Consider the following 7,277-nt stretch of genomic DNA (forward strand, 5'->3'; position numbering starts at 1 on the left):
TGTGTGCAGGTGCAGGTGCGTATCCAGATGCAGGTCGTTGGCGCCGGGCGGACCGAGTGGCCCGCCCGGCACCGTCATCAACTCGCCCTAAGGGACCGGTCGTTGCTGCTTCAGCACTGGAATGCGGCGTCCGCCCAGTCGGCGTGGTCGTAGTCGATGCCGTCCCCGCCGTCGGTCACCACGAGCTGTACGGTCTGCGCTCCGGAGACCGAGGCGCTGACCGCCTTGGCGGCATCCGCTCCGGTCACCGTGGAGCTCGCGGTGACCTTTTTGCCGTCGGCCCACACCTCGAAGCCCACCGACCCCCGGTCACCGGACTCGTCGTCGATGCCGATCTGGGCACGGAATGCCGAGCACCGCCCGCCGGTGTAGAAGCTCACCTCGCTGGGTGCGTGCACCCCGAGGCCCTTGGCGAAGCCGGTGCCGCCGATGCCGATCGGCCTGCCGTCCCCGGCCTCGCTCTCCCCGACGCTGGTGTTCTTCTCGACCGGTCCCCAGCCGTTGGCGGCGGTGAGCCAGGGGAGTGCGGAGGCGTAGGAGGTCCCGGACGGCGGTGGCACCACGACATGGGCGGTGCCGGGCAGGGTGGAGGTGATCCGCTCCCCGCGGGGTGAGCGGTAGTCGGCGGTCAGCGGCAGGTCGTAGGTGCCGGGCGCGGTGCCGGCCGGTGCGCTGAGTTTCCAGCCGGTGGTGAGGGTGCTGCCGCGGGGCAGTGCGCGTGCGGTCGCCGGGGAGGTGGCCCCGACCTGCCAGCCCCGCGGGGCCTTCAGCGTGACGGTGAGGTTCTTGGCGGGGGTGCCGCCCAGGTTGCGGACGGTGGAGCGGAGGCCGGCGGGGGTGCCGGCCTCGACCAGCGGCGTACGGTCGGTGCCGGTTTCGACGGCCGGCGGGTAGGTGGCCCAGCGGCCGTCGGTGGAGACGCGGTAGACGACGGTGCCATGTGCCGGGACGGTCGCGGAGACGGTGCCCGTGGTGTGGGTGTCCTGGTGCCGCCACAGGTCGCGCAGCCGGTAGCCGTCGGCCTGTGGGAGTCCCAGGTCCTTGGCGGTGGTGGAGATCCGCTGCGGCTGTCCGGTCTCGTTGAACAGCGCCACCGCGCGGTCGCCGTCGGCCAGTTGTCTGACCAGCGTCCAGCGGCCGGACTCGGACTTCAGCACCGTGGCCTGCTTGCCCAGCGGGTCCTGGTCGATGGCGATGATGTCCTTGTTGGCCAGGATCTCGAACGTCTCCGGGCCGGCCTTGCGCAGATCGGAGCCGATCAGCAGCGGGGCGGCCATCATCGACCACAGGGAGAAGTGACTGCGGTACTCGGTGTCGGTCATACCGCCGTTGCCGACCTCCAGCATGTCCGGGTCGTTCCAGCGTCCGGGGCCGGCATGCGGGGTGAGCGGCAGATTCTGCTTCGCGATCCCGAGCATGCTCGACCACGAGTCACTGATGTCACCGGTCGTGCGCCACAGATGCCCTACGTCCGACGCCCACTCCCAGGGCTTGTTCTCGCCCCATTCGCAGATGCTGTAGACGATGGGCCGCCCGGTGGCCTTGAGCGCGTCCCGCATCGTGCGGTACCGCTGCTTGGCGTCCACGCCGAGGTTATTGCAGTTGTCGTACTTGAGGTAGTCCACACCCCAGTCGGCGAACTGCTGGGCGTCGGACTCCTCATGGCCCAGGCCGCCGGGGAATCCGGCGGGGTTGCAGGTTTTGATACCGGCGCTCGTGTAGATGCCGAATTTCAGGCCCTTGGAGTGGACGTAATCGGCCACCGCCTTGATGCCGTGGGGGAAGCGCTGCGGATCCGGTACGAGCTTGCCGTTCCCGTCGCGGGCGGGCAGCGCCCAGCAGTCGTCGAGATTGACGTACTGATAACCGGCGTCCTTGAGGCCCTTGGTGACGAAGAGATCGGCGATTTCCTTGACCATCTCCTCGTTGAACTCCGCCCGGCAGTGGGTGGAGTTCCAGTTGTTGAAGCCCATCGGCGGTGCCATGGCCAGCCCGTCGGGGAGCCGCGGGGTGGGGCCGGTGCGAGCGGTGGGGGCGGGGCCGGCTGCCGGGGAATCGGGCGTACGGGCCGCGGCGGGCAGGGCGGTCACCCCTGCCGTACACAGCAGCGCGGCGGACAGCGCTCCGACGATTCTTCGCTGACCTCGCCGGTGGATGGTGCGGATATGAACGCGCATGGTTCGCGTCCTCCGTCTTCGCGAGAGGTGTGATGGGGTCGTGTACCGGTCGCGTGCGAGTGTTTACGGTAGGGCTTGTTGGAGTCTGTTGGAAGAGGAGCGGTAACGGTTCCTGTTTCGCCTGCCAAAACCCTTGACTCGACCTGCCGTTCGGAGTGAGATCCCACCACTCGCGTTCGGTTCTGTTTGGTTCCACCCCTGAGGAGGGGGACATGGTCCAGTCAACGTTCAGCGGCTCGGATACGTACGGGGAAGCGGCAGGACGTCGGATGTCCCGCCGGACGCTGCTGAGGGGCGCGGCGCTCGGCGCGGGGGCCGTGGCCCTCCCGTCCCTGCTCGCCGCCTGTAGCAGCGGCCCGAACGGCATCACGATGGGGTCGAATGCTTCGGACGCCGTACCGAAGAAGGCGTTCGCCGAGGCATTCAAGGCCTACGAGAAGAAGTCGAAGAAGAAGGTGACGGTCAACACCGTCAATCATGAGAACTTCCAGGAGAACATCAACCGTTACCTCCAGGGCAGCCCGGACGATGTCTTCATGTGGTTCGCCGGAAACCGTATGCAGTACTTCGCGCAGAAGGGCCTGCTCTCTGACATCAGCGATCTGTGGCGGGGCTTCGACGGGTTCTCCGACGCGCTGAAGAAGCAGTCGACGGGGCTGGACGGCAAGCAGTACCTGGTGCCGTACTACTACTATCCGTGGGCCGTTTTCCACCGGAAGAGCGTGTTCCAGGAGAAGGGGTACGACATCCCCAAGACCTTCGACCAGTACCGGGCGCTCGCCAAGCAGATGCAGAAGGACGGCCTGGTGCCGTTCGCCTTCGGCGACAAGGACGGCTGGCCGGCGATGGGCACCTTCGACTACCTCAATATGCGCGCCAACGGCTACGACTTCCATATCGCGCTGATGAGCGGCCAGAAGGCCTGGAACAGTCCGCAGGTCAAGCAGGTCTTCGACCTCTGGCGCGGCCTGATGCCCTATCACCAGAAGGGCGCCAACGGCCGCACCTGGCAGGAGGCCGCCCAGACCCTCGCACAGCAGAAAGCCGGTATGACCGTGCTCGGACTGCCGCACCCCGGCCAGCAGTTCAGCGCCGCCGACCGGGAGGATCTCGACTTCTTCCCGTTCCCGGAAATCGATCCGGCCCACGGCCAGGACGCGGTCGAGGCGCCGATCGACGGATTTCTGATGTCGAAGAAGGCCAAGGACAAGGACGGGGCGAAGGATCTGCTGACGTTCCTCGCCACACCCAAGGCGGAGGACCTCTACCTCAGGTCCGACCCCAACAATGTCGCGGTCAACAGCGGTGCGGACACCGCCGCCTACACCCCGCTTCAGAAGAAAGCCGTCCAGCTCGTCTCGGGCGCCAAGCAGATATCGCAGTTCATGGACCGCGACACCCGGCCGGATTTCGCCTCGACCGTGATGATCCAGGCGATCCAGCAGTTCCTCAGCGCACCGGATGACATCGACGGCCTGGTCAACGACATCGAACGCCAGAAGAAGCAGATCTTTTCCGCCAAGTGAGCGCCGTCAAAAGGCTGCTGTGAAAGACGGGGAGCAAACCGCCGTGCCGAACACCCGCGCACGGCGCGCCGGACGACCGGGCCCACGGCGCCACACCCGCCGTGACCTCGTCGTCCTCGGCGTGCTGCTGGGCATACCGATCCTGCTCGACCTCGCCCTGATCTGGGGCCCGACGCTCGCCTCCGTCGGACTGTCCTTCACCACCTGGGACGGCATCGGCGATATCCAGTGGGTCGGCCTGAAGAATTACGACAACCTCTTCACCAACTACCCGCAGTTCTGGCCGGCGGTCCGCCACAACCTCCTGTGGCTGGTCTTCCTCGGACTGCTCGCCGCCCCGTTCGGACTGCTGCTCGCCGTCCTCATCGACCGCGGTGTCCGCTTCAGCCGCTTCTACCAGTCGACGCTCTATATGCCGGTCGTGCTCTCGCTCGCCATCGTCGGCTTTATCGCCCAGCTGATCCTCTCCCGCGACCAGGGCGCAGTGAACGCCGTGATCGGCGGCCGGAATCCCACCGACTGGCTGGGAAATCCCGGACTCAATATCTGGATGGTGCTGCTGGCCGCCTGCTGGCGGCACACCGGCTATGTCATGATCCTCTATCTCGCCGGCCTGAAATCCGTCGATACCGGCCTCAAAGAGGCCGCCGCCCTCGACGGCGCCAGCGAACGGCAGACCTTCTTCCGGGTCGTGCTGCCCACCCTGCGCCCGGTGAATGTGATCGTCGGCGTCATCACCGTCATCGAATCGCTGCGTGCCTTCGATATCGTCTACGCCATCAACAAGGGCCGCAACGGCCTGGAACTGCTGTCCGTGCTGGTCACCGACAACATTATCGGGGAGGCGAGCCGGATCGGATTCGGCTCGGCCATCGCCGTCGTCCTGCTGCTGGTCTCCCTGGGGTTCATCGTGACCTATCTCGTCCAGGAACTCCGAGGGGAGCGGCAGCGATGACCGCATCTGCCACCACCGCGCCGCCCGCCCTGCAAACGGCACCCGCCACCCCGGCCCGCCGCCGCGGCCGGTTCGGCGTCCACCTCTTCCTGTTCGCCGTCTCGTTCGCCTTCCTCGCCCCGCTGCTGCTGGCCGTCTATGCCTCACTGCGCCCTTACGAAGAGACCGCAAAGTACGGCTATTTCTCCCTCCCGCGCCATCTCTCCTTCGACTATTACCAACAGGCCTTCGCCGACTCCGGGATGAGCAAGTACTTTCTCAACTCGCTCCTCATCGCCGTGCCCGGTGTCCTGCTCACCCTTTTCCTGGCCTCGTTCGTGGCCTTCGCCGTTTCCCGGGTACGGATCCGCGGCGGCATCGTCCTCCTGATGCTCTTCACCGCCGGGAACCTGCTGCCCCAGCAGGTGATCGTCACCCCGCTCTATGTGCTGTTCAACAAGATTCCGCTGCCGTACTGGATGTCCGACTCCCTGACAATGTACGACTCCTTGTGGGCCGTCATCTCCGTGCAGACCGCCTTCCAACTCGGCTTCTGCGTCTTCGTGCTGGCCAATTTCATGCGCACCCTGCCGCGGGAAATCCTGGAGGCCGCGATTGTCGACGGCGCGGGCCTCTGGACGCAGTACTGGCGGGTCACCCTGCCCCTGTGCCGTCCCGCGCTCGCCGCCCTGGGCACCCTGCAATTCACCTGGATGTACAACGATTTCCTCTGGGGCCTGGTCTTCCTCTCCGACGGCGACAAACTCCCCGTCACCTCGGCCCTGAACAATCTGCGCGGCCAGTTCTTCACCGACTACAACCTTCTCGCCGCGGGCTCCGTCATCGTCGCGCTGCCCACGATTGTGGTGTTCCTGCTCCTCCAGCGGCATTTCATTGCCGGACTGACCCTCGGCGCGAGCAAGGGCTGAGGCCGCCGCGCGGAACCGGCCGCCGTCAGCACGATGGGCCGCCGTCATATGCGCCGCCCGCCGGGCCGACGGCGGCCCGGAACCCGGTATGCGGGTGAGGGTTTCGGTACTGGAGGGGCGGGGGAGCGCTTGTTTGCCGGGGGCTTCGCGGCGGCGGATACGTTGACCGGTCATCCTCCGCGCGAGGCAATTCGCGACCGGCGCGGCCGTGGGAGTGGGAAACCTCCCTGGCCGCGCCGATGGTCGAATGCGCAACGTTCCCCGGTCGTGCGCGCGGCCCGTGACCCCGAGCGTTTCCGTGGCAGGGTGTGGCGGGCAACTCACCTGGGTCTAGGGAAGAGGGGAAACCGTGATCGTCTGGCTGAACGGCACGTTCGGTGCGGGCAAGACCACTACGGCTCATGAATTGCTCGACCTGCTTCCCGGAAGCACGCTCTACGACCCCGAACTCCTCGGCAGCGGACTGCGGTTGATGCTGCCGGCCAAGCGGTTCGAGGGGATCGACGACTACCAGGATCTGCCGGCCTGGCGGCGCATGGTCGTCGACACCGCAGCGGCACTGCTCACCGAAGTCCCGGGCCCCCTGGTGACGCCGATGACGCTGCTGCGCCAGGAGTACCGCGACGAGATCTTCGGCTCCCTCGCCGCCCGCCGGATTCCCGTACGGCATGTCCTGCTGCACGCGGAGGAAACGATCCTGCGAGCCCGGATATCGGAGCGGGAGGACGCCTCCGGGGACGCCGGGGCCACCGCGTCGACGCGCCGGTGGAGCCTGGAACACCTGGGGCCGTACGCCGACGCACTGCCCTGGCTCCAAGGCGACGCCCATGTCGTCGACACCACCCGGCTCACCCCCCGGCAGACCGCCGAGCGGGTCGCCGAGGCCATCCGCACCGGCGCCGGCGCCTGCGACATCGTGCAGACCCCCGAACCGACCGCCGAGACGCTCGCCGCCGGCGTACTGCTCTTCGACGACCAGGACCGAGTGCTGCTCGTCGACCCGACCTACAAGGCCGGCTGGGAATTCCCCGGCGGCATCGTGGAACGCGGCGAGGCCCCCGCCCATGCCGGCGTCCGGGAGGTCGCCGAGGAACTGGGCATCGAACTGTCCCGCGCCCCCCGACTGCTGGTCCTGGACTGGGAAGCGCCCAAACCGCCCGGCTACGGCGGCCTCCGCCTGCTCTACGACGGCGGCACCCTGACCGACGACCGGATCAGCAAACTCCTGCTCCCCGGCGCCGAACTGCGCGACTGGCGCTTCGCCACCGAGGCCGAGGCCGAGAAAATGCTCCCACCGGTGCGCTGGAACCGCCTACGGTGGGCGCTTCGCGCCCGTGAGCGGGGTTGTCCGCTTCACCTGGAGGCGGGGGTTCCCGTGGGGTAGGCCCACGTTGTCGGCCGTCCCGCCGTCTCGGTTCTCGCCGGTGCGCCTGCGGCGGGCTGGATCGCTGCGCGGCGCTGTCGGGTGCGGTGCCGCTCCTCCGGACTTCCTCCTGCGGCGCGTCCCCTCCCGTTGGGGGATGGGGGAAGGCCGGTGGGGGTGGGCGCGGGTGGTCCGGTGCTCCTTGTGGATCACTTGGAAACGGTCACGTCGGTGGCTCGCCCCCACTCACTTTTACTTTCTCCACTCACGGGAGGGGACGGGCCGGAGGGGCCTGGTGTGTGGGCTTTGCTTCCGAAGGCTCCAAGAAAGAGCAAAGGCGGAGCGCAG

At 67.4% G+C, this 7,277-nt stretch carries 5 protein-coding genes; 4 read left to right on the top strand and 1 reads right to left on the bottom strand.

The annotated features are described in order from the left end of the window. Nucleotides 1–110: 110 nt before the first annotated feature. Complete coding sequence (locus IF67_RS0119975) at nucleotides 111–2,177, bottom strand: NPCBM/NEW2 domain-containing protein (RefSeq protein WP_199812750.1); 2,067 nt, start codon at nucleotides 2,175–2,177, stop codon at nucleotides 111–113. A gap of 269 nt (nucleotides 2,178–2,446) precedes the next feature. Between IF67_RS0119975 and IF67_RS0119980 the strand changes: the two genes are divergently transcribed. The 4 genes from IF67_RS0119980 (at nucleotide 2,447) to IF67_RS0119995 (ending at nucleotide 6,950) form a co-directional block, all read left to right on the top strand. Beyond that, a complete protein-coding gene (locus IF67_RS0119980; RefSeq protein ID WP_030987499.1) occupies nucleotides 2,447–3,703 on the top strand; it encodes an ABC transporter substrate-binding protein in 1,257 nt (418 codons plus the stop codon). 43 nt (nucleotides 3,704–3,746) lie between these two features. Beyond that, nucleotides 3,747–4,658 carry a carbohydrate ABC transporter permease gene (locus IF67_RS0119985; RefSeq protein WP_030987501.1) on the top strand — a complete coding sequence of 304 codons (912 nt, stop codon included), beginning with the start codon at nucleotides 3,747–3,749 and terminating at the stop codon, nucleotides 4,656–4,658. Further along, nucleotides 4,655–5,566 carry a carbohydrate ABC transporter permease gene (locus tag IF67_RS0119990; RefSeq protein ID WP_030987502.1) on the top strand — a complete coding sequence of 304 codons (912 nt, stop codon included), beginning with the start codon at nucleotides 4,655–4,657 and terminating at the stop codon, nucleotides 5,564–5,566. Before IF67_RS0119985 ends, IF67_RS0119990 begins: the two co-directional genes overlap by 4 nt. A 349-nt stretch (nucleotides 5,567–5,915) precedes the next feature. Beyond that, on the top strand, nucleotides 5,916–6,950 hold the full coding sequence (locus IF67_RS0119995) for an NUDIX hydrolase (RefSeq protein WP_030987504.1): 1,035 nt from the start codon (nucleotides 5,916–5,918) through the stop codon (nucleotides 6,948–6,950). Nucleotides 6,951–7,277 lie beyond the last annotated feature (327 nt).

The sequence above is a fragment of the Streptomyces sp. NRRL S-1813 genome, from assembly GCF_000719605.1.
Classification (GTDB): domain Bacteria; phylum Actinomycetota; class Actinomycetes; order Streptomycetales; family Streptomycetaceae; genus Streptomyces; species Streptomyces decoyicus.

What these genes read in the sequence shown, in the direction of transcription:
- IF67_RS0119975 (WP_199812750.1), bottom strand. Translation starts at nt 2,177, where the DNA reads ATGCGCGTTCATATCCGCACCATCCACCGGCGAGGTCAGCGAAGAATC.
- IF67_RS0119980 (WP_030987499.1), top strand. Translation starts at nt 2,447, where the DNA reads ATGTCCCGCCGGACGCTGCTGAGGGGCGCGGCGCTCGGCGCGGGGGCC.
- IF67_RS0119990 (WP_030987502.1), top strand. Translation starts at nt 4,655, where the DNA reads ATGACCGCATCTGCCACCACCGCGCCGCCCGCCCTGCAAACGGCACCC.